Raw genomic sequence first — 24,831 nt, 5'->3', positions numbered from 1 at the left:
GGGCTTGCTTGACTCGTTCTACAGCCGATGCAATGACCTTGAGGGCTTCTGGGCTTTGGGCATGCTCTATGAGGAAGTGCAGACAGCGCCTTATTGCGTCGAACTCGACCTGTTGAAGCAAACTGCCAGGCCAAGCGGGCAAAACGCGGTTCGAATTGCAGTGCGTTATGCTGACTTCCTCCGGCGTGCATTGTTAAAAAAAATCTGCACGTGGAGGATCTGACTGAAGCCTCGGTAACGGTGCAGTTTAAAGCCAACGTTCCCTCAATGCACTTCCAGCCCCATTGGATCGGGGACGCATTCACTTGCACGGTGAGACTGCGAAGATTGGATGACCAAGTGACGTTTATGGCACACGGAAAATGCATGCCGAATGACACTCGCGTGTTTACCCAGGGCGGTTCACATAGCACACGCAGGCCCGCGCTCCGTTAGGCAAGTGGAGGGCGCAAGGATAAATATCAATCTCCGCTTTGGGACGTAAGCCATGGTGCGAGCGTCAGGCTTGCCGTCCTGTTCGCTGCCAGACCGATGCCAGCAAGGCGCTGTCGGTCGCCTCAGCCCGCCGCCTTCTTCTTCGCCTTCAACAAACTCCCCGCCGCATTTTCCTCGAAGCGGCCCGCCTCTTCTATATAGCCATGCACGGTGCCGTCGTGGCGCCAGCCGCCCTGGCGCTTGATGGCCTGGAAATCGGCGCCCGCGCGGTGCGCACTGGTGGCCATGCCGCGGCGCAGGCTATGGCTCGATAGTTCCGGCACGTAATCAAGCGCCGCCAGCCTGGCGCAGCTTGCCAGGATGGTGTTGATGCTGCTGGCGTGCAATCCCTTCGCTCCCACATGGCCCCACTGGTTGACTGTGCGCAAGAGCGGCCCCGTGCGGATATGCGCCACGCCCAGCCAGGCGCGCAGGGCCGTGGCCGGACAGCAGACGCCGTCGCCGAACGGGATCGCCTTGACGATGCCCTCCCCCAGTTGATCCGTTTTTGAGCGCGGCAAGGTGATCACCATGCCCTGCGGCTCCCAGCTCACGTCTTCCAGCATCAATCCCGCCAGTTCGCTGCGGCGGAAAGCGCCAAAAAATCCCAGTTGCAGCAAGGCGCTGTCGCGCACGGCCTTGACGTTGCCCAGTGCGGCCAGTTTGGACACGATCAACTCCAGGTCCTCCAAGGGCAGCGCCTTGGCCTTCTTTTTCGGCTTGCCGTGCAGGCGGGCGATGCCGGCCAGGGTCTTGCGCACGGTGGGCGTGGAGGCGGGGTCGGCGAAGCCCTGATACACATGCCATTGCGACAGGGCCGTCAGGCGCAGGGCCAGGGTGCGCGCATTCAGACTATCCGCATACGCCATCAGGTAACGGATGACGCTCGACTCATCGGCGGGCAGCGCTCCGCCCCAGGCCTGGAAGTGGCGGATGGCGGAACGGTAGGTGCGGCGCGTGTTGTCGGAGGTGGCGGCGGCGAGAAACGCCTGGTGGCGCGCGGCCAGCTCGGCATCGACCAGGGCGCCGTGTAACGGTGCAGCGGCGATGGCGGTGTTTTTTGACACGGCGACACGGCGTTTCGGGAGGGGCAAATCGGGCATGGCGGCAGCGAAATCACGGTGTTGTACTGAGAGGGTAACAGAATAGCATGCCAGACACTCCCATAACACGCGATAAGCGATCTTATCGTGACTTATATTTTATAAAAATTATTAAAATTTATATCGTAATATTATATGATATTACGTATCATGTAATACGTTACTAAATTTAGCTCATAGGTGGCTTCATGGCCCGCACCGGCATTCTGTACTCTGATGTTATGAAAGCAGCCCAAATCGTCGCTGCCGATGGGCGCAATCCCACGGTCGACAATGTGCGCGAAGCGCTGGGCAGCACGGGCAGCAAGAGCACCATCGCGCCCCTGCTCAAGCGCTGGAAGGAAGAGTTTCAGGGCGCGGGCGCCGTGAAAACGGAGGCGGGCTTGCCGGCCGAGCTGATGGAAGCGATGCGCGGCGTCTATGAAAAGCAGCAGCGTGACGTGGCGCAGCAGCTGGAAACGGGCATGCGGCAACACCGCGCCGAACGCGACGCGGCGCTGGAAACACTGAAGAAGACGGAAAGCGAACGATTAAAACTGACGGAGGCGCGCGCCGCCCTCACCCAGGAATTGCGCGCCACGCAGCATGCGCTGGCGCAGTTGAAGGAGGAACACCATTTTCGCGCCGTCACCCTGGCCACCTTGCACAGCGACAACGCGGGCCTGACGCAGCGCCTGGCCGACCGGGGCGAGGAAATCGCCGCCCTGAACCGCCAACTGGCGCAGGTGCGCTCGCAGTTCGACCATTACCAGGAGGCGGCCGCCACGCAGCGCAGCGAGGAACGGGCGCAGGCGCAGCAACGGATCAGCCGTCTCGAGCAGGATAACGCCCAGTTGCAGCAGCGTTTGCAGGGCCAGCAAGCCACGCTGGTGCAGCAAGACATGCGCCTGGCGCAGCTGCAGGCGGAGCAAACGCGCTTATCCAGCGTAGCGGCCGCCGACCGCGCAGCGCTGGCCACCGTGCGCCCCGAGCGCGACCAGTTCGAATTTCAATACTTGCAGGCGGCCGCGTCCGCCGACGCCCTGCTGGCCAAGCTCGATACGGCCCTGCTGGCGCTGAACGACGCCAAGGTGGCGCTGGCCGCGCAGGATAGGCAGCTCGACATGCTGGCGGAAAATACACAGGCGTCGCGGCAGCGCGCCGACGCACTGGCGTTAGAACGCGACGCCTTGCTGCGGGACAATGCCGGCATGGCCGCGCACCTGGCGCTGCACAACAAGGGGAAACGCGATGTTTGAGCCCATCTATAGAGTGGGGGATCTATATGATGCTCCCGGACGGGCCGGGGGCCGCATCCGAACCGATGATCACAGGCGACGGTTCAGTACGCTGTCGATGTCGTGGGTTGTCAGTTCAAGGTCGACCACGCCGTCTAGCAGCCAGTAGCCATCGCCTCCCCGTTGCAGCGCATCCATGTCGAGCGTGCCCAGCGCTGGAGAGATGGTGCCGGCGAGCAAGGCCGCCACGTCGTCCCATTCCCCGTAAAACAGTTTCAAATACCAGCCATCGTCGTGGGCAAAGGCGAGGAAGCGACCGCGCAAGGCGGGCAGCGGCGCGAGCGCGCCATGGTGGCCGAGCAGCGCGGCCACGTCCGCATCGCCGGGGGCCGGCGGCGCGCCCCTGTAATCGGCCCAGGCATGGCTGCCGCAGGCGTACAGGTCTTCCTGGGCCAGGGCCGGCAGTTGCTGCCGCGCCACCGTCTGGAAGGCGGCAAGTTTCCTGGCCGTGCCGGCGCCGCCCTTGCGCAGCACGATGCCGTCCGCGTCCTGGAGCGCGGGAATCACATCGTTGAATTCGATGCCGGAGGCGACAATCATGCGCGCGGCCGGGTCGTGCCAGATATACAGATAATGTCTCAAGTAGAAGTCCGTTTTGGTTTCGGCGCCATATTCAGCGCCACGGCGGCGCGTATCAGGGCCTTGAATGCCGCGGCATCGAGGGGCTCGCCTTCGTGCAGGTCGATGGCCCGGCGCGTGTTGCCTTCCAGGCTGGCATTGAACAGGCCGGCAGGGTCGGGCAAGGCGGCGCCCTTGGCGAAGGTGAGTTTCACGGCCAGTTGATAGGTTTCACCCGTGCAAATCATGCCCGCATGCGACCAGACGGGCACGCCGCGCCATTTGACTTCTTCCACCACGTCCGGGTCCGCCTGGCGGATCAGCGCGCGCACGGCGGCCAGGGTTTCGCCGCGCCAGTCGGCCAGCGAGGCGATTTTTGCGTCGATCAGGCGTGTAGCGGACTCGGCGCTCACCGCACCATCTTCGGATTGCATGTTTGGCTCTGCTTTTTTCATGGCGGCGATCTCCTTTCCTGGCCTGCCTGTGCCCGTGAACGCATGCGCGATACCGAGGCCACATCCTAGCACTTCCGCGCCCGGGCGCGTGTCCGTTTCCAGCGGTGCCAGAGGTAGCGGTTGGTCACCGGCTTGCGCTGCGGTCGACGCATCGCCCTTTTCTTAATATGAAATTCACCTGGCCCGCGTAGCATTCAAATTGGCAAGGCTCTCATTGTGCAGCGCCTGCCCTCACCGGCTCAATCATGAATGACATCGCTTTGACTTTGCGCCACGGCGCCGCCGTGCCACCCGCCGTGCCAACACCTCCCGCCAGCGGCCACCGCCTGAAAGCGGCGCTGGGCGCCCTGTTCTTTCCCCGTCAGCGCACGCGCTGGCAAGCTTTCCTGGACAGCATGCCAGGCTTGAGCTCGCTGGCGCAGCTGCATCCTTGTCTGCGCTTCAAGATTTACCGCCCGTACGCCTCGCGCCAGCTCGGTTGCGCGGATCGCCTGGCCTTGCTGGAAGGACACTACCGCTTCCTGTGGCAGGCGGGCGCGCGCACGCTGGTCGAGCGGGCCGCGCGCCAGCCCGTGGTGCTGGCCGCGTTCGAAGGCAAGGATGGGGCACTGTACCGCTTGCAGCTGACGGCCATCCACGACAGCTACCGTGAAGGCGAACTGTGCCTGCGCTTGACGCGCGACGGCCAGCCGCTGTACCTGGCCAGCTTTTTGTTCTTGCCGCGCGCCGATGGCGTCTCCTTGCAGCTGGGCGCGCTGCAAGGCTTGCGCTCGGAGGCGGGCAAGCTGGCTGTCAAGGAAGCCACGCGGGCGCTGCACGGTTGCCGTCCGAAAAACCTGATGGTGGCGGCCCTGCGCGATTTCGGCGATTTTTTTGCTTGCACTAACCTGTTCCTGGTCTGCAATGACAACCGCATCGCCCTGAATGCGCACAGGCGCCGCCATATCGCCGCCGACTACGACCTGGCGTGGGAGGAATTGCACGCCCTGCGCATGCGCGACGGTAATTATCACTTGCCCTGCGCGCCCTACCGGGTACCGGACATGGCCGAGGTGCCGTCCAAGAAACGCGCCGATGCGCGCCGGCGAGGCGAATTGCTGCTCAGCATGACCGCCGACATGCGCGCGCAGCTGGCGACCATGATCACCGCGCCATCTTGCCAAAACGACCATCTTGCCAGTGAAACTGTTATGCTGTATTCCCATCAATCACTTACCTGACGGAATCGACGATGCTCCCACGCTTGCGCACCCTGCTGTTGCCTCTCCTGTACCTGTCCGGCGCCGCCGCCCTGGCCGCCCCCGCCCTCGATGCCGCCGTGCGGGAACGGGCGGAAACATTGGTGCGTGACGGCAAGCATGCGAGCCTGGTCATCGCCGTCATCGACGGCAAGGACAGCGCCGTGTACGGCTTCGGCCGCGCCCGGCCCGGCGACAAGGGCGTGCCCGATGCGGATACCGTGTATGAAATCGGCTCCGTGACGAAAACCATGACGGGCCTGCTGCTGGCCGACGCCATCGTGGCAGGCAAGGCGCAGCTGGAACAGCCGGTGGCCGAACTGCTGCCCGCCTACGCCATCCCCGCGCTGGCGGGCCAGAAAATTACTGTAGGCCAGCTGGCCACGCACTTTTCCGGCTTGCCCCGCCTGCCCGCCAACCTGGCGCCAGCGGACATGCGCAATCCCTACGCCGACTATGCCGAAGGCCAGTTGCGCACTTTTTTGGCCGGCCATGCGTTGGCGCGCGCGCCCGGCGCCGCGTATGAATACTCGAATCTGGCGTATGGCTTGCTGGGCACGGCCTTGTCCACGCAAGCCAATATGTCTTACGAAGAACTGCTGCAAGCGCGCATTTTCCGTCCGCTGGGCATGGCCAGCAGCTCGGCAGTGACGACGCCCGCCCTGCGCGCGCGCCTGGCGCCGGGCCACCTGGCCGATGGCAAGCCGGCCGCGAACTGGGATTTCCAGGCCATCGCGGGGGCCGGCGCCGTGCGTTCCAGCGCGCGCGACATGATTGCCTACATGCAATCATACATGCGGGCGACCAGTCCCGCGCAGCAGCTGGCCGTGCAGCCGCGCCAGGTGCTGGCCGGCGAAGGTGATGGCGACGGCGTGAAAAAGATCGGCCTGGCGTGGATGCTCGACCAGGTCAAGGGCCAGCCTTTTGCCTGGCATAACGGGCAGACGGGCGGCTATGCCAGCTTTGCCGGCTACACCCTGGACGGGAAACGGGGCGTGGTGGTGCTGAGCAGCACGGCGCGCGACGTCGATGGGCTGGGCGTGAGCGTGCTGCTGCCCGGCAGCCTGCCGCCGCCAAATGCCCCGGCGCCAAAAGAAATCGCCATCGCCCCCGCCGAACTGGCCCAATATGCGGGCCAGTATGCGCTGGCGCCCACGTTTGTCCTCAGCGTGCGCCAGGGTCCCGACGGCTTGCTGGCGGGCGCCACGGGCCAGCCCGAAGCGCCCGTGTACGCCAGCGCGAAAGACATCTTCTTTTACAAGGTGGTCGAAGCGCAACTGGTATTCCAGCGCGACGCCCAGGGCGCCATCACGGGCGTCGTCCTGCACCAGAACGGCCAGACGATGCCGGGCAAGCGAACACCTTAGCATACTGGCAAGCGTGCCATAAAACTCAGGCGGCCTTCATGTTGGCGCCGTATGCTTTACCAGGCACGCCAGCCACCTTATCCAGGCGCCAGCGTGTATTCGGCCCACCCTGGACAAGGTTCCCATGACACCCACTTTCGCCCTCCTCCCCCTTTGCCTGCTCGGCAGCGCCGCATTGGCCGCTCCTGCCCTCGACGACGCCGTGCGCCAGCGCGCCGAGGAACTCACGCGCACGGGCATGCACCCGAGCATCGTCATTGCCGTCATCGACGGCAAGCACAGCGCCGTGTACGGCTTTGGCAGCGTCCATGCAGGCAAGCACATCAAACCGGGCGCCGATACCGTCTACCAGATCGGTTCCGTCACCAAGACCATGACGGCCTTGCTGCTGGCCGACGCCGTCGTCAAGGGCAAGGTCAGACTCGACGAACCGGTGGCGGCATTATTGCCCGGCTATACGGTACCAGCCTTCGACGGCAAGACGATCAGCCTGCTCGACCTGGCCACGCATTATTCTGCGTTGCCGCGCCTGCCGGACAACTTCGCGCCCAAGAACCCGGCGAACCCGTATGCCGACTACACGGAAGCGAAGCAGCGGCAGTTTCTCGCCGCCTACCATTTGCCCCGCGCGCCGGGCACGGCATTTGACTACTCGAACATCGGCTATGCCGTGCTGGGCACTGCCCTGGCGGCGCGGGCCGGCAGCAGTTATGAGGCGCTGCTGCAAGCGCGCATCGCCGTGCCGCTGGGCATGCGCTCGACCTCGAACACGCCCACGCACGGCATGCTGGCGCGCCTGGCGCCTGGCCATCTGCTGTCGGGCGAGCCCACACCCGCCTGGGATCTGAACGTGGTGGCGCCGGCCGGCGGCGTGTATTCGAGCGCGCGCGACATGGTCGCCTACCTGCAAGCGTACATGTTCAAGCCGCTGCGTCCGTGTGCGCTGGCGCTCCAGCCGCAGCGTCCGCTGGCGCCGGACAGCAAAACCAAAATCGGCCTGGCCTGGCTGCTGGAGCAGCAACAGGGACAAAGCTACGCCTGGCACAGCGGCCAGACGGGCGGCTATACCAGCTATGCGGCATTTACCACGGATGGCAAGCGGGGCGTGGTGGTGCTGACGAATACGGCGCGCACCGTCGATGCGCTGGGCTTGTCCGCCTTGCTGCCCGGCACGCCCTTGCCACCGCTGAAAAAGCCGCAAGCCGCGATCGAACTGCCGCGCGCAACACTGGCCGAGTACGTGGGCGAATATCCGCTGGGCGCGGAGTTTACGTTGACGGTGACCTTGGGCAAGCATGGCCTGGAAGCGGCCGGCACCGGTGTCGGTTCGGCGCCCCTGTTTGCCAGCGCGAAAGACCAGTTTTTCTTCCGCGCCATCGAAGCGGAACTGGCGTTTACGCGCGATGCGGCAGGCAAGATCGCCGGCGCCGTGCTGACGCAAGGCGGACAGGACGTGGTCTTGCCGCGCAAGCCGTAGCGCTCAGGCGGCCGGGTCTTGCATGAAGTGCTCGACCCGCTCGACAAACGCCGCCTTGCTGCGCGTGCGGAATTCTCCCAGGAAAGCGTCGCTGGCCGGGACGATCTTGCCGTGGCGGTCGTATTCCACCTTGGCCATCTCCAGCACGAATTCGCCCTGCGGATCATCCTCCGGCTCGAAATGCGAATTGAAGCAGTAGCCGCTGTCGCGGCAATGGCCCCATAGCAGCAGCGCGCTGCTGAACCATTGCATGGTGTCCGGGCCCGGCTCCACCTCGAACAGGGTGTTGACGGTGAGGTGCCAGCCGCCCGGTACGCGCAGCGGCTGCAGGGGATAAGGGAAGTTTGTCTGTTTCATGTCGACGATGGCGTGCGGCGGGTTTCGTAGAAGGCGAGAAATTCGCTGGCCGGCAGCGCTTTGGCGAACAGCCAGCCCTGGCCGAATTCGACCTTGCGTTCGCGCAAATAGTCGGCCTGGGCCTGGCTTTCGATACCTTCGGCCACGATCAGCATGTTCAGGGTGCGCGCCATGGCGATGATGTGCGGCGTGACGCTGCTGGTGGCGGCGTCGGTGCCGATGGTGTCGACGAACGATTTATCGATTTTGAGGGCATCGAGCGGCAGGTTTTGCAGGCTCGACAGGCTGGAATAACCGGTGCCGAAGTCGTCGATGGCCACCGCATGGCCGCGCGCCCTGGCTTTTTCGATGGTGGCGCGGGCCGCTTCCACGTTGATGAAGCCCCGTTCCGTCGCTTCCAGCCAGATCTGCTGCGCCTCGATGCCCGTGCCGGCCATTGCCCGCTCCAGCACGTCGAGCACCCGGCCCGTTTCGATATCGCTCGCGCACAGGTTGATTGCGATGTGCAACTCGCGGTCGGCCAGCAGCGCGACGCGCATGTCGGCGATCACGCAAGCGATCACCTGGTCGGTGATGGGCAAGATGAGGTCGCTTTCCTCGGCCACGGGGATGAACAGGTCGGGCCGTATCATGCTGCCGTCGGGACGGCGCCAGCGTATCAGCGCCTCGGCGCCCACGCACACGCCCGTGTCGAGCGCGATGATGGGTTGATAATGGACAAAGAATTCGCGCCGCTCGACCGCCGTTTCCAGTTCGCCGCGCAGCGACAGCCGGCGACGCGACAGCCATACGACGATGCCGACGATGAAGGCGGCCATTAGCAGGCCCAGCGGCAAAAGCAGCAGCTGCTCGCGCCGCAGCCTGTCGTTCAGCTTGCTGCGCGGTTCTATCATGACGGCCGTCAAGCCATCGCGGTACAGCGTCGCATGGATGCTGCCGTCCGCCGCTGGCTGGCCGGCGAGCAGGGCCTGCACCTGGGCCGGGTCGGGATGGTGCAAGGTGTCGAGCACGCCGCCCCGGCCGATGGCCACGGCCATCTGGATATCGCTGTCGACGATGACGTCGGAAAAGCGCACGGGATCGATCAGCACTTTATACGCGCCGTAGGACAGGCCCACCATGCGCTTGCCGCCGCTGACGACGGGGCGCAGGTTGAAATCGATGCCCATGCCGTTGGCCAGGGTGAAATCGGCGGGCGTGACGGCGATGCGCTTGTCCTCCATGCCCGTGGAGCTGCATTTGAGCAAGCCGTTTTCCACATAGCCGATATCGTCGATGCTGCGCGTGGTGATGGTAATGCGGCGCAATTGCTGGATATGCGCTTCCGAGCACGGCGCCAGGTCCAGCGCATCGGCGCTGCGCAGGGCGGCGCTGGCCGAGGCGATGGAACGGTGGGCGCGCTCGAGCGCGTAGCCGGCCAGCAGGCGCAGGCGTTCCTGCTCGCCCTGCTCGGCGCGCACGGACGACAGGTAAAAGGCCAGGCTCAGGGGAGCGGCCACGCCGATGACGGCGACCAGCACGCTGGTCACGATAATGCGTTTTCTGCGCATGCTACTCCCTGCGATAGTTATATGATTGCCATGTATTGCTCGATGGCATCATATTACAAGCGGAGGCTGTGCACGTAAATATTGCTGAACAGTTACACTTTTTCCAGCGGCTTGGCCAGCACGAACACCAGCGCCGCCACCACGGCCGCCAGTCCGCCAGCCAGGTACAGCACGCTGGCAAAGCCGTCGATGAAGGCGTGCCGGGCCGCTTCCTGCGCCACGGCTTGCAGCGCGGGCGGCAACTGGCCGAAGGCTTCGGCCGCGTTGCCGGCGACGATGCGCCCGATCATCTCGGGCGAGGCTTTCAAGCCATGCAGCCAGGCCAGCTTGTCGAACGAGTCCGCCGTGCGCATGGCCAGCACGGCGCCCAGCGCGCCCACGGCCAGCACGATGCCGACAAAGCGCGTGGTGGTGCTGATGCCGGAACCCATGCCCGTACGCTCGCGGGGAATGCAGGCGAGGATGGCCTTCTGCGTCGTGCCGTTGAGCAATCCGGCGCCCGCGCCCGTGACGACCATGCCGGCCGCCACCCAGCCGTACTGCAGGCTGGCGGCGGCCAGGGCCGTGGCGACGTTGCCCGCGGCGACGATCAGCAAGCCCGTCACTAATATGCCGCGGTCATCGAGCACCCGCATGGCGCGCGGCGCCAGCCGCGAAAACAGCACCATGGCGACGGCGAACGGCAGCATGGCGCAGCCGGCCAGCACGGCGGAAAAGCCGAAGGCATTCTGCAAATACAGCGGCAAAAAGGTCATCATCACCTGGGCGGCGATGGCGTAGCCGAACATGCCCAGCACGGCGCCGACGAACACGCGCCGGCCAAACAGGTTCAAATCGACCATCGGTGCGCGCTGGCGCCGTTCCACCAGTACGAACACTACCAGCAGCGCCGCGCCGGCCGCAAAGCGCAGCATGGTGGCATCGCTGGACCAGCCGGCCACGCTGGCGTCGATCAAGCCCCAGATGATGCAAAACAGGCCGGCGGAGAACAGCAGCGCGCCCGCCGGGTCGAAGCTGGCGTTGGAGGCATCCTTCGACTCGTCCACGTGCTTGCCTACCAGCCACATCAGGATGGCGACGACGGGCAGGTTCAGGTAGAAAATCCAGCGCCAGTTGATGGCGCTCGTGACCAGGCCACCGAGCAGCGGCGCCACCGTCATGGCCACGCCCATGGCCGCACCCCACACGGACCAGGCCCGTGCCCTCTCCTTTTCCGCATGAAAGGTATGGCCGATGACTGCCAGCGCGGACGTCAGCAACAACGCCGCACCGAGTCCCTTGATGGCGCGCGCCACGTTGAGCACGAACGGCGTCCACGCCAGGCCGCACAGCAGGGACGCCAGCGCGAACACGGCCAGGCCATACAGCATGACCTTGCGCCGTCCCAGGCGGTCGGCGATGCTGCCGGCCGGCAACAGGAACGAGGCGAACGCCAGCATGTAGGCGCTGACCACCCATTCCACGTCGACGAAGCTGGCGTTGAGCGAGCGGGCGATCGACGGCAGCGAGACGGCCACCACGTTGGTGTCGAGCATGATCAGCGCGCACACGCCCGAGCAGGTATATAAGGTCCAGTTGGCATTTTTCATGCCTGTATTTTAAGCAGGCTGGTATTATTTCCTGTTATAAGACAAGCGTCTTATAATTTACCCATGGTGAATACAGACAAAGACATGGAATTGCGGCACTTCCGCTGTGTGCTGGCCGTCGCGCACAGCCTGCACTTCGCGCGGGCGGCCGCCGAGCTGGGCATCTCTCCGCCCGCGCTGACCAAGCAGGTGCAGGAAACGGAACAGTTGCTGGGCACGCGGCTGTTCCAGCGCAGCAAGCGCGCCGTGTCGCTGACGGCGGCCGGAGAATTGTTCGTCATCGAGGCCACGCGCGCTCTGGCGCAGCTGGCGCAGGCGCAGGACGTGGCGCGGCGGGCGGGACGGGGCGAGCTGGGCCGGCTGGAAATCGGCTACGTGGCCTCGGCCGCGTATTCCGGCGTGCTGCAAGATCAGTTTGCCCGCTTTCGCGCCAGCCACCCCGGCATCCACATCGGCGCGCGCGAATACGCGATGGATGCCCTGCCCGGCTTGCTGGACCAGGGCCGCGTGGACCTGGCCTTCGTGCGCCCGCCCCTGCACTTGCCGGACGGACTGGACAGCGTGGTGTTGCTGCGCGACCGCTTCGTGCTGGCCGTGCAGGCGGACAGTCCGCTCGCCCTGCAGCAAATAGCGGGGCCGGCCGCGCTGGCGCAGCAGGCGTTCATCGTGCCGGAACAGGAATTGGGAACCTTGGAAGTGAGCCGGCGCGGCGGCTTTGCGGCGCAGGTGGTGTCGCGCCCCGGCAGCCTGGTGGCCGTGCTGACGGAAGTGTCGCTGGGCGTGGGCTGCGCCATCGTGCCCCATTCCGTGATGGCCAGCGTGCAATTGCCCGGCGTGGTGTTCCGCGAGCTGCAAGGGCCGCAGATCAGCTCGGAAATCGCCGCGGCCTTCCGCCGCCACGAACAGGCGCCCGCCGCGCGCGCCTTCATCGCCCAGCTGCGCGCTGTAGCGCTGGCATAGCCTCAGTTCTTCAATACGGCCACGGCATAGGTGCAAGCGGCGGCCGTTTCATTGCTGAACACGCAGTCGGCCGGCGGGCCCAGTTCCAGGCAATCGCCCGCGTCCAGCACGTGGCGGGTCTCGCCTTCGATGAAGACGAGGCTGCCGGTCAGCGACCATATGAGTTGTCGCCGCGCCACATAGGCGGCGGCCGGCATGGCCACCACGGCACCGGGCGGCAAGGTAATATGCACGAGGTCGAGCGGCATGTCGGATGCGGGTGACACATGCCGCCGCACATAGCCGCTCTGCGGGTCGACCCACACGGGCTGCTCAAGCTTGCGCAGCAAGCGCCCCGTGCGCATTTCGGCGCGGGCGATCAGTTCGGACATGCTCAGGCCGAAGGCTCCCGACAAGCGCGCCAGCAAGGTGGCCGTGGGGCTGCAATCGCCCCGCTCCACCTTGTGCACCATCGCGCGCGACACGCCCGAGCGGGCCGCCAGCTGCGTCAGCGACCAGCCCAGGTTTTCCCGCTCGGTGCGCACCCGGGCGCCGATGCGCTGGTTCAATTCGTCTGGTTTAGTGGACATGTATCGGCTTCCATTCGAATTCTATTGGACAAGACGTGAGCGGGAATCTATGATTTGTCCATTATAGTAGACGACTAGCAAGGAGATCAACATGCAGATACGCGATGCCCACGCGGGCGACATCGAGGCCATCACGGCCATCTACAACGATGCCGTCAGCAACACCCTGGCCATCTGGAATGAACGGACGGTCGATGCGGCCAACCGCGCCGCCTGGCTGGCCGAGCGCCAGCGGGCCGGCTATCCGGTGCTCGTCGCCAGCGATGCGGAAGGAACTGTCGCTGGCTACGCCTCGTTCGGCGACTGGCGCCCGTTCGAGGGTTTCCGCCATACGGTCGAGCATTCCGTGTACGTGCGCGCCGATCGCCGTGGCGCCGGCGTCGGCAAGGCCTTGATGGGGGAATTGATCGCGCGGGCGCGCGGCCTGGGCAAGCACGTGATGGTGGCGGGCATCGAGGCGGGCAATGCCGGCTCGATCGCCCTGCACAAGCAGCTGGGTTTCGAGGAAGTGGGCTTGATGCGCCAGGTCGGCACCAAGTTCGGCGCCTGGCTGGACCTGGCATTCTTGCAGTTGCAGCTCGATGCGCGCAGCGATCCGGACGGCATCACACCGCCCGGCTAAGGTCAGGCAGACGTCAAGGATCGATCTCCGGTGGCGGACGGCGCAATGCCATATGTTCCCACACGGCCACCAATACCAGCACGCAGCTGGTGATGCAGGCCAGGGTCAGCGGTGAATACAGGCGGCCGTAGGCCATCGGAATCAGCGCCAGGATGATCAAGATGCCCAGCAGATGCGACAGCGGCGGCGTGGCGCGGTCGCTGCTGACCCATTTGAATAGCGCATTGCCCAGCAGATACAGGATCGGGCCGCCCAGCAAGGCGCTGATGCCGGCGAAGCTCGCTTCGTCCGGATGCACGAGGGCCAGCTCATCGGCTACGGCGGAAACGATCACGCCGCCCACGATCAGCACGTGGATATACGTGTAAGCCTTGCGGGCGATGCGGCCCGGGTCCTTCGAGTGGGCGATGCGGTGGTGGCCCGCCTCGGCGCCCGTGTCGAAATAAATCCACCACATGGCGATGCTGCCGACCAGGGCCGACAAAAAGCCCAGCCAGTTGCCGGCTGTCCATTCCAGGCCCGCAAAGGTGGCGCCCGTCACCAGCAGGGATTCACCGAGGGCGATGATGACGAACAGGCCGCAGCGTTCGGCCATGTGGCTGCCGTCGACGTCCCAGTCGGCTATCGTCGAGCGGCCCAGACCGGGCATGCCGAACAGCATCCATGGTCCCGCCAAATCGATCAGCAAGGCCGCGGCCCACCAGAAGATGCGCTGTTCGGGCGACGCGATGCCGCCGGCGATCCAGAAAATGCCGGACAGCACGGCCCACAGCGTGATGCGCTGGAAATTGCGGCGGCGCGCCAGTGCTTCATGGCGCACGGCCCACCAGGCGAACAGGGGGCGGCCCACCTGCATGGCGACATAGGCGAGCGCAAAGCCCAGGCCCCGCGTGCCGAACGCTTCCGGTATCGAGGCCGACATGATGAGGCCGCCCAGCATCAGCGCAAACAGGCTGATGCGCACGGGAATGCGCTCGGGGTCGAGCCAGTTCGTGATCCACGAGGTAAAAATCCACACCCACCAGACGGCCATCAGCAGCAAGCCCGTCTGCAGCCAGCCCATGGCGCTCAAATGCGCCAGCAAGCCGTGCGACAGTTGCGTGACAGCAAACACGAACACCAGGTCGAAGAACAGCTCGATCATGCCCACCTTGCCGCTGTCTTGCCCGCCGCGCGTGCGCAACAGCGATTTTCTCAATTCCATAAATCTCTTTCATTCATACGAGTAAACCGATCAATCGGGGGTATTTACAATTTCACTGGCGTCAAGAGGGGCAAGCCGGCAAAGTGCGCCGCCAGGTTATCGACCACCAGTTGCCCCATTGCATGGCGCGTTTCCACGGTCAGGCTGCCCACGTGCGGCGTGAGCACGACGTTCGGCAAGGCGCGCAAGGCGTTTGGCACGCGCGGCTCGTCCGCGAATACGTCGAGACCGGCCGCGCCCAGATGGCCATCCTGCAAGGCGGCGATCAGGGCCACTTCATCGATCAGCGCGCCACGGGCGATATTGATCAGGGTGCCTTGCGGACCGAGCGCGTCGAGCACCGTGCGGTCGATGCTCTGGCGCGTGGTCGGCGTGCCCGGCGCGCAAACTATCAGGTAATCGCTTTCCTGCGCCAGGGCCAGCAAGGACTCCGCGCGCGGCACGGATGTGGCCGTGATGACGCGGGGCTGGAAGTAACGGACGTGGACGCCGAAGGCGGCCAGGCGCAGCGCGATGGCTTGGCCGATCTGGCCGAAGCCGAAGATGCCGGCCGTCTTGCCGCGCAGGCTGGACGCGGGGGCGATGGCCTCGCGCCGTTCCCAGCCGCCATCGCGTACGAAACGGTCGAGCGCCACGATATGCCGCGCGCTGGCCAGCAGCAAGGCCAGCGCCACGTCGGCAACGTCATCGGTCAGCACGTTCGGCGTGGTGGTGACGGCGATGCCCCGCTCGCGCGCCTGGTCGAGCGCCACGCCGTCGAGACCCACGCCGTTGACGGCGACGATTTCCAAAGAGGGCAGCAAGGCCATGTCGGCGGCGTTCAAGCCCAGCGCACCCGTCGTGACGACGGCGCGGATGGCCGGCGCCCGCTCGGCCAGCCAGGCGTGGCGCTCGTCCGCCGGCACTTGCCAGGCGTGATGACACGTATATTGCTGGTCCAGCTGCGCGTTGACGGCAGCCGAAGGGCTGGGAGCGAGGATGAGGAGTTCGGGGGGCATGGGCGTCCTGGGTCGTGTCACATGAATTGCAGACGCAACTTAGCATATTTGACGCATGGCCGGGGATGGCATCGCCTGTTACCGCCCCTAAAACCCTGCCCGCCGCACGGTCTTTTCCTGCGTGGGACTACCCGATTCAATCGTAGGTCGGCTTAGCCCGCAGGGCGTAAGCCGACAAGCGCCGCCCGCAGCCTGTCAGATTACGCTGCGCTAATCTGACCTACGCAGCTAGAGCGCGGTCCGGCACGCGATCTCCTGGCATGTATCACCCTTACGCCATGCGTAGGTCGGCTTAGCCCGCAGGGCGTAAGCCGACAAGCACCGCCACAACGATTGTCAGATCGCCTCAACCCGGGCAAGGCACGCGTTTGACCTTGCCGCCCGTCTTGAACGGATCGGCGCCCGCGCCCGGGTTCGCATCCATGCCATAGCACGTGGCGCCGACGGCGCTGACGACGCGCGTGGCGGGCCGGCCATCGGCCGTCAGGTATTCCTCCACGCGGATGACGGGGCCGCCGCGCCAGGCGGAGGCGACCAGTTTCTGGAAGCTGCTTTCGCTCTTGAGTTCGGCTGCGGCCAGCCAAGGCTGGTCTTGTTTCAGTTCGCCACGCAAGGCCTTGTCGGCGGCCCCCGCCGCCAGCCGGGCGCGCGTGCGCAAGTCGGCGGTGGACGGCGCGGCGGGCAATTCTTCGGCGGGCACGGTGATGCTTTCCGCAGCGACGGCCGGTGGCGCAAGGATGACAGGCGGCGCACTGGCCCGCGCGCGCGGCAAGCGAGCCGGCATGGGCAGCGGCAAGGCCATCGGCGGCGTCTGCGGCATCGGACGGGACGGCAGCAGGGTCATGAAAGCCACTTCCGTGTATTGCTTGAGTTGCCGCGCCGGCAAGAGCAGGAAATACAGGCCCAGCACATGCATGGCCAGGATCAGCGCGACGGCCGCGCCTTTCAGGCTCAGGCCATCCCGCAGGCGCATGGAGACGGACGGTAGATGACGGAGCAATGGCATGCGGTTTCCTGTGGGCGCCGGGCGCGATGGCGTATTTTAGCGAAACTTGACCGTAGGCATTAATAAATCCACAAGGTACCGGCTGGCGCGCCTTTTCCCGCCAGATTCCAGTGCCCTGGCTTGCCGTGTGTTGTACGAATGGCGACTTTATTTATGACATTCTCACACTTTCCCACGCAGCGGGCCATGCTGGAATATAATGATAATCATTCTCATTAATATCCAGATAACACCATGCGCACTTTCCGCCTCGCCCCTACTCCGTTCGCCCTGGCCGCCTTCCTGCTGGCCAGCACCGCCGCCCACGCCCAGAACACGTCGGCAGACAGCGGCGCGCAAACCATGCCCACAGTGGTCGTGAGCGCCTCGGCCGACGCGTCGGCGGAAGGCTTGTCGAAGGCGTATGCGGGCGGCCAGGTGGCGCGCGGCGGGCGCATGGGCATCCTCGGTGCCGTGGACATGATGGACTCGCCATTCGGCAGCACCAGTTACACGCAGCAATTCATTGCCGACCAACAAGCGCGTAGCGTGGGCGACTTGCTGCAGAGCGATCCGGCAGTGCGCATGTCGCGCGGCTATGGCAATTTCCAGGAAGTGTATGTGATCCGCGGCTTCGCGCTCGATTCCGATGATGTGGCGTATAACGGCCTGTACGGCGTCTTGCCCCGCCAATATGTGTCGCCGGAACTGTTGGAAAGAGTGGAAGTGTTCCGTGGTGCCAGCGCCTTCCTCAACGGTGCGGCGCCGGGCGGCAGCGGCATCGGCGGCGCCATCAACCTGATGCCCAAGCGCGCCGGTAACGCGCCACTGACGGAACTGACGGTGGGCGTGGAATCGGGCGGCCATGCCTATGCGGCCATCGACGTGGCGCGCCGCTTCGGCGACAAGCAGGAATTCGGCGTGCGCGTGAACGCCGCCAGACGCCAGGGCGAGACCGGCATCAAGCGCGAAGACCACGACGTGGGCATGTTTTCCGTCGGTCTCGACTATCGCGGCGGTAACTACCGGCTGTCGGCCGACGCCGGCTACCAGAACTTCGATTTGACGTCGCCGCGTCCATCCGTCGCCATCGGCGGCGTGGCCGCGCTGCCATCCGCGCCCGATGCCGCGAAGAACTTCGCCCAGCCGTGGAGCTATTCGAAGGAGCACGACGTGTTCGGCACGGCGCGCGCCGAAGTGGACCTCGCCAGGGATGTCGTGGCCTGGGCCGCCTTCGGCTCCCGTTCGACCAGGGAAGCCAATAGCCTGGCCGAGCCTTCCTTGACCTCGGTCAATGGCGATGCCACGGTGTCGCGCTTTGACAATGCTCGCAAGCAAGAAATCCGCACGGGCGAACTGGGCGTGCGCGGCAAGCTCCAGACGGGCGCCGTCCGGCACACGCTGGTGGCCAGCTGGTCCGGGCATTGGAATGAAGCGAAGAATGCCTATGCCATCGGCAATACCTTCGCCACCAATATCTACGCGCCCGTCGATGTGGCCGCGCCGGCAACACCGTACACGGGCGGCATCATGAGCGACCCGCGGGTGACCCAGAAAACCATCCTCAGCAGCTACGCCCTGGCCGACACCATGGCCTTCCTCGACGACCAGCTGCTGCTGACCGTGGGCTTGCGCCGCCAGCAGATCAAGGATGCCGGTTACGACTACAACACCTCGGTGCTGCAAGGCAAGGCCTATGACGAGAGCGCCACGACGCCCGTGGCGGGCATCGTCTTCAAGACCAGCAAGAACGTGTCGCTGTACGCCAACTACATCGAGGCGCTGGTCAAGGGACCGGCTGCCAGCGGTACCTACGAGGAAAACGGCCAGCGGCTCAATGTCGACAACATGGGCGAGGTGTTTGCGCCGTACAAATCGAAGCAAAAGGAAGTCGGCGTCAAGTATGACGGCGGCAAGCTGGGCATGAGCGCCGCCCTGTTCACCACGGCCAAGCCTTTGCTGGCCGTGATCGGCACGCGGGCCGAACTGGCTGGCGAGCAGCGCAACCGGGGCCTGGAATTGTCGATTTTCGGCACGCCGATGCAGGGCGTGCGCCTGCTGGGCGGTTTGACGTGGCTCGATGCGCAGCAAAGCAAGACCGACGTGGCCGCCAACAATGGCAAGCGCCCCATCGGCGCGCCGCAAACGCAGGTGAGCGTGGGCGGCGAATGGGACGTGCCCGGCGCGCCAGGCCTGAGCCTGAACGCCCGCACCATCTACACCTCGACGCAATATGCGGACCTGGCCAACAGCAAGCAACTGCCATCGTGGACCCGTCTCGACATCGGCGCGCGCTACCTGACGCAGGTGGCGGGCCATGACGTGACCTTGCGCGCCCGCGTCGACAACGTGACGGACCGCAATTACTGGTCGTCGGCCGTGTCGTCCTTCAACATCGGCTCCTTGGTGCTGGCCGCGCCGCGTACCGTCGTCGTCTCGGGCAGCGTGGCGTTTTAAGTCAGCCTGCGCGAAGCAGCCCCTTCCCTGGGCAGCTTCGCGTGCGCGCCTGTGCCAACGGCGGATTTGGGCGACAATGCCCGCATGAAACTCCCAGCCCTCCTGTTATTGCTCTGCACGTCCCTGCCCGTCGCCGCCCAAAAACAGGCGGCCTGCCCCTACGCCGCCTGGAAAAGCGGCTTCAAGGGCGATGCGCGGGCGCAAGCCACGTGTCTGCTGCGCCCCGTGAAACTGTATGCGCGCCTGGGCGACAGCGCCCCGCTGCCGGACTTTCTCGCCGCCCGCATCGGCCAGCGCACGGACGTCGCCCCGGCCCGCCTGCGCGCCTGGCTGGCGCAGCAATCGATCAGCGAAGCGGACGTGGGCGGCCCAATCGACGCGCCATTGTCGCGCGCCGTGGGTCGGCTGGCGGCGCCCATGGCCCGCTATTTCGTCATCCACGACACCAGCTACCCGAATTTCCTGGCGGAATCCATTCCCGACCACATCAACGACGCCAGCTGGGATTTCAACGATTTCAGCTTGCGCAATCCGGCGCTCGGTGGCGGGCCGAAAGGCCATGTCTACGTGAACCGACTCGGCGATTCCCTGGCCGTGCGCGACTTTGGCACGCCCGGCTATGCCAGCAAGCTGGAAAAGGACAAGCCGTCGCTGACGGGCCTGTTCCTGCACATGGAACTGGTGCAGCCGCGCCATTCCGTGCCCGGCGGCGGCAAGGGCAACGATGGGCTGGCGCCCGATCCCGGCTTTACGCCCGCGCAGTACGACAGGCTGGCCCTGCTGTATATCGCCGCCAGCGTGCGCAAGGGCACGTGGCTGATCCCCGCCTTCCACGCCGTGCTCGATACGGGCTTTGCGAACGGTCATGACGACCCACAGAACTTTTCGCTGGCCGAATGGTCAGCCTCGCTTTCCCGCCTGTATGCGGCCTTGCGGCAGGCCGACACTGGTCAATAAGGCATTTTCCTGACGGCGGATTAGGCGCATACTATGATGAGCATAGCCATTGCTGTCAGGGAGTTCAGGTGAATATTGTCACGGATCATCATGCGGGTCGCCAGGCCAGCGCGCGCCATCCGCTGGCGCGCGCGCAGCGCCTCTTTGCCATGCGCGACGCCGTCCTCAACGCGTGGGAACTGCGCGTGCGCGCCAGCGTGCGCGGCGCCGACCAGTTGCTCACGCCCATACTCATCAATACCTTGCCCGCCTTTTTCGACAACCTGGCCGAAGCCCTCACGCCGGGCCACCCGCGCGAGAACGCGGCCAGCAACAGCAACGTGCCCGCCGTGCATGGCAATGAACGGGCGCGCATGACCAATTACGGGCCGGAACAGGTGATCCAGGAATACCAGATCTTCCGCGACTGCTTCGCCGCCGTCGCGCATGCGTCCGGCATCACCCTGCGCCGCAAGGATTGGCAGGTGATCAATGCATCGATCGACGTGGGCATCCGCGAATCGATACGCGAATTTACCAGCATGCATGAAGGCTTCCGGCGCCGCATCGCGGCCGGCCTGTCGCACGACATGCGCAACCCGCTGGCCGTGATCAGCACCAGCGCCCAGTTGCTGCTGCGGCCAGCGGACCCGGAACGGGTGGTCTTGCTGGCGCACAAGATTGCCGAGCACAGCAAACGGCTCGACAGCATGATCGAAGAATTGCTCGATAGCCTCAGCTACCACCGGGGCCAGCGGCTGCCGCTGGCGCTGAGCCAGTTCGACGTGCTGCCCCTGGTGCACGCCGTGGCCGGCCAGGTCAACCTGCAGCGGCCCGGCAAATGCCAGGTCAGCGGGCAATCCGTCACCGGCTGGTGGTGCGAGAACTCGCTGCGGCGCGCGCTGGAAAACCTGCTCAGCAATGCCCTCAAGTACGGCGACGACGCGCCCGTCAATGTGCACGTGGAGGCCGTGCACGAACGCCTGATCCTCACCGTCCACAACGGCGGCCACGCCATCGCGCCGGCCCAGGCGGAACGCATCTTCGACTACCTGCGCCGCGAGAACGACAACCCAGCGCCGGGCTGGGGCATCGGCCTGCCCTTCGTGCAAAACGTGGCCGAAAGCCACGGCGGCAGCATCGCCGTCGACAGCGCGCCGGAAACGGGCACCAGCTTCATCTTCGACGTGCCCGTCGATTGCCGCCCCTTCGTCCCGCCCGCCGGCGCCCCCAACAGTGATACCTGACGCACCAAAGCGGTGCGAAGGCGCCACAAAAGTGGTCATCTTTACACCTGTTCGCGCCCGTCCTGTTGGCACGTTTCCTGCTGAGCTATACACAGACACGGCTCAAGGGAAATCACAACATGGCAAATTTTTTCAATGAAATGACTGCGGATGAGGTGGGGACGGACAGCAAGGTACGTGAACACTATCGTGAATTCGACAACTGGCTGGCACAGCAATCGCCCGAGACCATCGCCCGCAAGCGGGCCGAAGCCGACCTGACCTTCCGCCGCGTGGGCATCACGTTCGCCGTGTATGGCGACGATGCCGGCACGGAACGCCTGATTCCGTTCGACACCATCCCCCGCATCATCCCCGCCGCCGAATGGGCGCAGATGCAGACGGGCCTGGTGCAGCGCGTGCAAGCCTTGAACATGTTCATTCATGATATTTATCATGAGCAAAACATCATCAAGGCGGGTATCATTCCCGCCGAGCAAATCTACAAGAATGCCCAGTACCGCCCGGAAATGCAGGGCATCGCCGTCGCCTCCGACATTTATGCGCACATCGCGGGCGTCGACATCGTGCGCGCGGGCCAGGGCGAATTCTATGTACTGGAAGACAATCTGCGGGTCCCGTCCGGCGTGTCCTACATGCTGGAAGACCGCAAGATGATGATGCGGCTGTTCCCGGAATTGTTCGCCCGCAACCGCATCGCCCCCGTCGACCATTACCCGGACATGCTGCTCGACAACCTGCGCTCCGTCGCACCGATGGGCGTCGATGACCCCACCGTCGTCGTCATGACGCCGGGCATGTACAACTCCGCCTACTTCGAACACGCGTTCCTGGCCCAGCAAATGGGCGTGGAACTGGTCGAGGGCAAGGATCTGTTTGTCAACGACAACTCTGTTTACATGCGCACCACGCGCGGGCCGAAGAGAGTCGACGTGATTTATCGCAGGGTCGACGACGATTTCCTCGACCCGCTGGCCTTCCGCTCCGATTCCTCGCTGGGCGTGCCGGGCCTGCTGTCCGTGTACCGCGCCGGCAGGGTGACCCTGGCGAACGCCATCGGCACGGGCGTGGCCGACGACAAGTCGATCTACCCTTTCGTGCCCGACATGATCAAGTTTTATCTGTCGCAGGAACCGATACTCAACAACGTGCCAACCTACCAGTGCCGCAAGAGCGCCGACCTGTCCTACGTGCTGGCGAACCTGGCGAAACTCGTCGTCAAGGAAGTGCATGGCGCGGGCGGCTACGGCATGCTGGTGGGGCCGGCATCCAGCCTGGCGCAGATCGAGGATTTCCGCCAGCGCCTGCTGGCCAATCGGGGCGGCTACATCGCCCAGCCGACCCTGGCCCTGTCCGCCTGCCCCACCTACGTGGACGCCGGCATCGCGCCGCGCCACATCGATCTGCGTCCGTTCGTGCTGTCTGGCAAGACGATTTCCATGGTGCCCGGTGGCCTGACCCGCGTGGCGCTGGGCCAAGGCTCGCTGGTGGTCAACTCCTCGCAAGGGGGCGGCACCAAGGATACCTGGGTACTGGAAGAGACATCCGCTTTTGCAGGAGAGAAAACATGCTGAGCCGCACTGCCGATCATTTGTTCTGGATGGCCCGCTACACGGAGCGGGCGGAAAACACGGCGCGCATGCTCGACGTCAACATGCAAACGTCCATGCTGCCCCAGTCCGAGCACGATGCGGAACAGGGCTGGCGCGCCACCCTGGGTATTTCCGAGCTGCAAAGCGCGTACGACCACAAATATGGGCGCTTCCACACGCGCGACGTGCTCGACTTCATGGTGCGCGACCCGAACAACCCGTCCTCGATCCTCGCCTGCCTGACGGGCGCGCGTGAAAACGCCCGCGCCGTGCGGGGTACCCTGACGACGGAAGTGTGGGAAATCCAGAACGCCACCTGGCTCGACATGCAGAAACGTTTGAAAAGCAATCTGCTGGAAACGGACCCCAGCGCCTTCTTCGAATGGGTCAAGTACCGCTCGCACCTGTCGCGCGGCGTGACTTTGGGCACCATGCTCAAGGACGAAGCGATCCACTTCATCCGCCTCGGCACTTTTCTGGAACGGGCCGACAACACGGCGCGCATCCTCGACGTGAAGTTCCACGGCGCGCGCGACACGTCGAAAGACATCACCCAGCGCGACTTTTACTACTGGGCGGCCCTGCTGCGCTCGGTGTCCGGCTTCGAAATCTACCGCAAGGTGTACCGCGACGTGATCACCCCGGAACGGGTGGCGCAATTGCTGATGCTGCGCGGCGACATGCCCAGGTCCTTGCTGGCCTGCATGGATGACGTGGTGGAAAATTTGAAACATATCCGCAATGATGTGTCGGCCGATACGGAGCGTTTTGCCGGGAAATTGCATGCGGAGCTGAAATTCGGCCATATCGACGACATCATGAAGGCCGGTTTGCACCATACCCTGACGGAGTTTCTGGAAAACATCTATGAGCTGGGCAACCGCGTCAGCCGCGACTTCCTCGTTCCCCTGGCGGCCTGATGCAGCTCACCATCCGCCACGAAACCCATTACGCCTATAGCGCGCCGCTGGCCTACACGATACAGCAGCTGCACCTGACGCCGCGTATCGAGCCGCAGCAGCGGGCACTCTCCTGGCAAATCACCACGCCGGGCCGCTGCCACGCCTACACGGATGCCTACGGCAATCTGTCGCACATGCTGACGATCAATGGCAGCCATCAGTCGCTGAGCCTGGTGGCGCATGGCGTGGTGGACACCATCTATCCGCACAAGGGACGGCTGAACCTGATCGATACCCTGTCGCCACTGTTGTTTACCATGCCGACGGCCCTGACGCAGGCGAACCCCGCCATTGTGGACCTGGCGGCCGCCAGCCTGCCGGACCGCCGTGTGACGGCCGGCACGGGCCATCTGCTGCGTCTGGCGGAAAATATCGTCGGCAAGGTGGCGTATGAAAGTGGCGCCACCATGGTCACCACCACGGCCGGCGACGCCCTGGCTCTGGGGCGCGGCGTGTGCCAGGACCACGCGCACCTGTTTTTGGCCTGCTGCCACGCCTGGGGCATCCCGGCCCGCTATGTGTCCGGCTACATCGATCCGGGCACGACGGGCCATGCGGCCAGCCATGCCTGGGTCGATGCGTGGACGGAAGACACGGATTTCGCGGGCTGGGTCAGCATCGACGTCACGCATGCGCGGCTGATGACGGATGCGTATTGCCGCCTGGCCATCGGGCGCGACTATGATTCGGCGGCGCCCGTGCGCGGCGTGCGCCAGGGTGGCGGCACGGAAACCCTGCACGTGGACGTGCAGATCGTGCCCGTCTAGTGGCAAGAATGAGGCTGGCCGGGCCTTGCCAGCAGGTGGCCCGGCCCGGCTGGTGTAGAATGCTCCCCCTTTTGACTTGATTTACGA

General features: G+C 64.9%; 22 protein-coding genes. 12 read left to right on the top strand and 10 right to left on the bottom strand.

From position 1 onward, the window contains the following. Positions 1-557: 557 nt before the first annotated feature. Positions 558-1,541: a site-specific integrase gene (locus tag KY494_RS02685; protein WP_258194611.1), complete on the bottom strand. Its 984-nt coding sequence runs from the start codon at positions 1,539-1,541 to the stop codon at positions 558-560. Positions 1,542-1,798: 257 nt separating this feature from the next. Between KY494_RS02685 and KY494_RS02680 the strand changes: the two genes are divergently transcribed. Further along, positions 1,799-2,815: a DNA-binding protein gene (locus KY494_RS02680; protein WP_219889776.1), complete on the top strand. Its 1,017-nt coding sequence runs from the start codon at positions 1,799-1,801 to the stop codon at positions 2,813-2,815. A gap of 69 nt (positions 2,816-2,884) precedes the next feature. On the opposite strand, the gene KY494_RS02675 is transcribed toward KY494_RS02680, so the two are convergent. After that, positions 2,885-3,436, bottom strand: coding sequence for a hypothetical protein (locus KY494_RS02675; RefSeq protein ID WP_219889775.1), 552 nt, complete (start codon positions 3,434-3,436; stop codon positions 2,885-2,887). After that, complete coding sequence (locus KY494_RS02670; protein ID WP_258194610.1) at positions 3,433-3,867, bottom strand: DUF1801 domain-containing protein; 435 nt, start codon at positions 3,865-3,867, stop codon at positions 3,433-3,435. Before KY494_RS02670 ends, KY494_RS02675 begins: the two co-directional genes overlap by 4 nt. A gap of 245 nt (positions 3,868-4,112) precedes the next feature. Between KY494_RS02670 and KY494_RS02665 the strand changes: the two genes are divergently transcribed. The 3 genes from KY494_RS02665 (at position 4,113) to KY494_RS02655 (ending at position 7,949) form a co-directional block, all read left to right on the top strand. Beyond that, complete coding sequence (locus tag KY494_RS02665; RefSeq protein WP_219889774.1) at positions 4,113-5,087, top strand: DUF535 family protein; 975 nt, start codon at positions 4,113-4,115, stop codon at positions 5,085-5,087. Positions 5,088-5,098: 11 nt separating this feature from the next. Continuing rightward, on the top strand, positions 5,099-6,472 hold the full coding sequence (locus tag KY494_RS02660; RefSeq protein ID WP_219889773.1) for a serine hydrolase: 1,374 nt from the start codon (positions 5,099-5,101) through the stop codon (positions 6,470-6,472). A 124-nt stretch (positions 6,473-6,596) separates the two neighbouring features. Continuing rightward, positions 6,597-7,949 (top strand): serine hydrolase, encoded by a 1,353-nt coding sequence (locus tag KY494_RS02655; RefSeq protein ID WP_219889772.1) that lies wholly within the window; start codon positions 6,597-6,599, stop codon positions 7,947-7,949. Between the two features lie 3 nt (positions 7,950-7,952). Here KY494_RS02655 and KY494_RS02650 read toward each other — a convergent pair whose 3' ends face one another. From KY494_RS02650 to KY494_RS02640, 3 genes are all read right to left on the bottom strand, one after another. Further along, a complete protein-coding gene (locus KY494_RS02650; RefSeq protein ID WP_219889771.1) occupies positions 7,953-8,306 on the bottom strand; it encodes a hypothetical protein in 354 nt (117 codons plus the stop codon). Next, positions 8,303-9,856 (bottom strand): EAL domain-containing protein, encoded by a 1,554-nt coding sequence (locus KY494_RS02645; protein WP_219889770.1) that lies wholly within the window; start codon positions 9,854-9,856, stop codon positions 8,303-8,305. Before KY494_RS02645 ends, KY494_RS02650 begins: the two co-directional genes overlap by 4 nt. Positions 9,857-9,948: 92 nt before the next feature. Beyond that, on the bottom strand, positions 9,949-11,445 hold the full coding sequence (locus KY494_RS02640; protein WP_219889769.1) for an MFS transporter: 1,497 nt from the start codon (positions 11,443-11,445) through the stop codon (positions 9,949-9,951). Between the two features lie 63 nt (positions 11,446-11,508). Between KY494_RS02640 and KY494_RS02635 the strand changes: the two genes are divergently transcribed. Next, positions 11,509-12,405, top strand: coding sequence for a LysR family transcriptional regulator (locus tag KY494_RS02635; protein ID WP_258194609.1), 897 nt, complete (start codon positions 11,509-11,511; stop codon positions 12,403-12,405). A gap of 2 nt (positions 12,406-12,407) precedes the next feature. Here KY494_RS02635 and KY494_RS02630 read toward each other — a convergent pair whose 3' ends face one another. Beyond that, the gene (locus KY494_RS02630; protein WP_219889768.1) at positions 12,408-12,974 is read right to left on the bottom strand and encodes an XRE family transcriptional regulator; all 567 of its coding nucleotides are present in this window, start codon (positions 12,972-12,974) and stop codon (positions 12,408-12,410) included. A gap of 91 nt (positions 12,975-13,065) precedes the next feature. Between KY494_RS02630 and KY494_RS02625 the strand changes: the two genes are divergently transcribed. Next, positions 13,066-13,596, top strand: a complete 531-nt coding sequence (locus KY494_RS02625) for a GNAT family N-acetyltransferase (RefSeq protein WP_219889767.1) — start codon at positions 13,066-13,068, stop codon at positions 13,594-13,596. 13 nt (positions 13,597-13,609) lie between these two features. On the opposite strand, the gene KY494_RS02620 is transcribed toward KY494_RS02625, so the two are convergent. From KY494_RS02620 to KY494_RS02610, 3 genes are all read right to left on the bottom strand, one after another. Next, a complete protein-coding gene (locus KY494_RS02620; protein ID WP_375143499.1) occupies positions 13,610-14,794 on the bottom strand; it encodes a low temperature requirement protein A in 1,185 nt (394 codons plus the stop codon). Positions 14,795-14,844: 50 nt separating this feature from the next. Continuing rightward, on the bottom strand, positions 14,845-15,798 hold the full coding sequence (locus KY494_RS02615; RefSeq protein ID WP_219889765.1) for a 2-hydroxyacid dehydrogenase: 954 nt from the start codon (positions 15,796-15,798) through the stop codon (positions 14,845-14,847). Positions 15,799-16,144: 346 nt separating this feature from the next. After that, positions 16,145-16,804: a hypothetical protein gene (locus tag KY494_RS02610; RefSeq protein WP_219889764.1), complete on the bottom strand. Its 660-nt coding sequence runs from the start codon at positions 16,802-16,804 to the stop codon at positions 16,145-16,147. Between the two features lie 234 nt (positions 16,805-17,038). Here KY494_RS02610 and KY494_RS02605 point away from each other — a divergent pair, with 234 nt between their 5' ends. The 6 genes from KY494_RS02605 to KY494_RS02580 all read left to right on the top strand — a co-directional run bounded on the left by KY494_RS02605 (position 17,039) and on the right by KY494_RS02580 (position 24,744). Beyond that, complete coding sequence (locus KY494_RS02605) at positions 17,039-19,240, top strand: TonB-dependent siderophore receptor (protein WP_219889763.1); 2,202 nt, start codon at positions 17,039-17,041, stop codon at positions 19,238-19,240. Between the two features lie 84 nt (positions 19,241-19,324). Next, positions 19,325-20,197 (top strand): hypothetical protein, encoded by an 873-nt coding sequence (locus tag KY494_RS02600; protein ID WP_219889762.1) that lies wholly within the window; start codon positions 19,325-19,327, stop codon positions 20,195-20,197. Between the two features lie 68 nt (positions 20,198-20,265). Further along, a complete protein-coding gene (locus tag KY494_RS02595) occupies positions 20,266-21,423 on the top strand; it encodes a sensor histidine kinase KdpD (protein WP_219889761.1) in 1,158 nt (385 codons plus the stop codon). 119 nt (positions 21,424-21,542) lie between these two features. Beyond that, positions 21,543-22,997 (top strand): circularly permuted type 2 ATP-grasp protein, encoded by a 1,455-nt coding sequence (locus tag KY494_RS02590; RefSeq protein ID WP_219889760.1) that lies wholly within the window; start codon positions 21,543-21,545, stop codon positions 22,995-22,997. Beyond that, the gene (locus tag KY494_RS02585) at positions 22,991-23,935 is read left to right on the top strand and encodes an alpha-E domain-containing protein (protein ID WP_219134488.1); all 945 of its coding nucleotides are present in this window, start codon (positions 22,991-22,993) and stop codon (positions 23,933-23,935) included. Before KY494_RS02590 ends, KY494_RS02585 begins: the two co-directional genes overlap by 7 nt. After that, positions 23,935-24,744: a transglutaminase family protein gene (locus KY494_RS02580; RefSeq protein ID WP_219889759.1), complete on the top strand. Its 810-nt coding sequence runs from the start codon at positions 23,935-23,937 to the stop codon at positions 24,742-24,744. The genes KY494_RS02585 and KY494_RS02580 overlap by 1 nt, the downstream gene beginning before the upstream one ends. The last annotated feature ends 87 nt before the right edge of the window (positions 24,745-24,831 follow it).

This window comes from Janthinobacterium sp. PAMC25594 (genome assembly GCF_019443505.1).
In the GTDB taxonomy this organism is placed as follows: domain Bacteria; phylum Pseudomonadota; class Gammaproteobacteria; order Burkholderiales; family Burkholderiaceae_D; genus Janthinobacterium.
Note: the sequence above shows the minus strand (reverse complement) of the source record. Positions and strands in the feature narration are given on the sequence as shown.